Below are 1,706 nucleotides of genomic sequence, written 5' to 3' on the forward strand. Positions count from 1 at the left end.
CTGGAAATACCAACCTCTGAAACGGTTATTTACAGCGGTGACTTCAACGTGAACAAGCTGAAGTTCCCAGGCGACTACCAACAAATGTTCGCTAACCTGCAAGCCGATGAGCCGGAGTATTCAGGTTATACCGCTTCAACCTTTGATCCTCGTATCAACAACTTTGCAGGCGAGCCTATGTCTGGCGGGGAAAATGTCGAATACTTGGATTACGTAGTGGTGAGTTCGGAGTACGCACAAAAAACTCACAACAATAACCGCGTTGATGTTCCTCGCTCAACCAGCAGTGAATTATGGAAGCACTACAACCTTTCAGACCACTTCCCCGTCAGTGCTGTCATCAAGTAACGCGGTGAACCCATAATGCATCGAGTTATATTAATCCTAATGCTCGTCGCGGTGACGAGCATTGTTGGCTACTCATGGTCATCAAAATCGATTGAAACACCGCTATCTTCTGCTCAACATACAGGATCTAAGCCGCGTGTTTCTACGACAACTGCTGACGATAATTCCACACCAACTGCAACCGCCAGTTCGGAAAATGCAGCATCGCAGAGCAATCAATCCCAAACTGAATCATCGGGCGGAGAAACGCATGTTGAAAACTTAAGCGAACTTGAAGGTAAAGCTCTATTCGATGAACTCGATGGGTTCTGGAAGCTTTGCCAACAACGTGATGACTGCACTGAGCAACTCGCACGATTAAAATCGGAGTTGCCGAGTATATGGTTTGAGTTACTGAGCGACTATCCTCAGCTATCAGTCGACTGGCAATTAGCCCAAAGTACCATCCCACTTGAATCCATAGAGACTCTTGAAGATCGTGTTGCCTTATTCAAGCAGTCTGCACAGCAAGTATGGGGAGAGTTGGCCCACCAGCTATTCGCAGACCAGTTTGCGCATCTAGATTTTACGCTCGACGCCAACACCCTTGAAGAGAACGAAGCGAGCCAGTTTTTGGCCAATTATCAAGATTTGCTTAGTGAATGGCAAAACAATACGGGCACGTTAAACGCCGAAACACAGCTTCAAAAATATGAACTGGCAGTCTCTTTGATACCCAGCAGCTATAGCCCTGCTGAAGTTGCATCAGTCAAAGCCGACCTCCAAGGTGCCTACTTAGATGAAGCGCAGGCCAGCAACATTGCAGTGCGAGAACAACAAGTCGCACAACAGCAACAAACCGTGATGAGCTATCACAAGCAACTGGATCAGCTCAAAATGACCTTAGACTCTCAGCGAAGCTCGAGTTATGCCACTTGGACTCAACAAGATTGGGACAGTTATTATCAACAGCAAGTCACCGATTTCAGGGAGCAGTTTTTTAGCAAGTAACGCTTTAACTTAAACCGTCACGAAACTGAGCGGGCGTTTTATTGAGCCAACCTTTAAACGCCCTTCTGAAATTTGCCGGGTCGCTATAACCGAGCCTTTCACCGATGTCATCGATACTCATGGTTGTGCCGAGTAACAGCTCTTTGGCCAGTTCCACTCTAACTTCGGTAAGCAATATTTGATAACTGGAATCATGGGTCACTAGCTCTCGCCTGAGTGTACGAGAGCTACAACCAAACTCATCCGCGAGTTGTTCTATATTCGGGAAACTGCCTGCGGTTTGATAAAAGATCGTTTTGATCTGGTTAGTCAGCAGGTGCTCAGAGTCCAGCGTTTCCACTATCGACTGGCAAGACGCAAGATAGCGC

The 1,706-nt window shown here is 47.0% G+C and carries 2 protein-coding genes and 1 pseudogene; 2 read left to right on the forward strand and 1 reads right to left on the reverse strand.

Annotated elements, in window-relative coordinates:
- Together AB4653_RS27265 and AB4653_RS27270 are read left to right on the forward strand one after the other, a co-directional pair.
- A pseudogene (locus AB4653_RS27265) lies at positions 1-348 on the forward strand (phospholipase); the annotation flags it as partial.
- A 39-nt stretch (positions 349-387) separates the two neighbouring features.
- Positions 388-1,338, forward strand: a complete 951-nt coding sequence (locus AB4653_RS27270) for a chromosome partitioning protein ParA (RefSeq protein ID WP_102258537.1) — start codon at positions 388-390, stop codon at positions 1,336-1,338.
- Between the two features lie 4 nt (positions 1,339-1,342).
- Here the strand turns inward: AB4653_RS27270 and AB4653_RS27275 are convergent.
- The coding region (locus AB4653_RS27275) for a helix-turn-helix transcriptional regulator (protein ID WP_372105802.1) at positions 1,343-1,706 on the reverse strand (364 nt) is incomplete at its 5' end.

The organism is Vibrio sp. 10N.222.48.A3 (assembly GCF_041475345.1).
Taxonomy (GTDB): domain Bacteria; phylum Pseudomonadota; class Gammaproteobacteria; order Enterobacterales; family Vibrionaceae; genus Vibrio; species Vibrio tasmaniensis_A.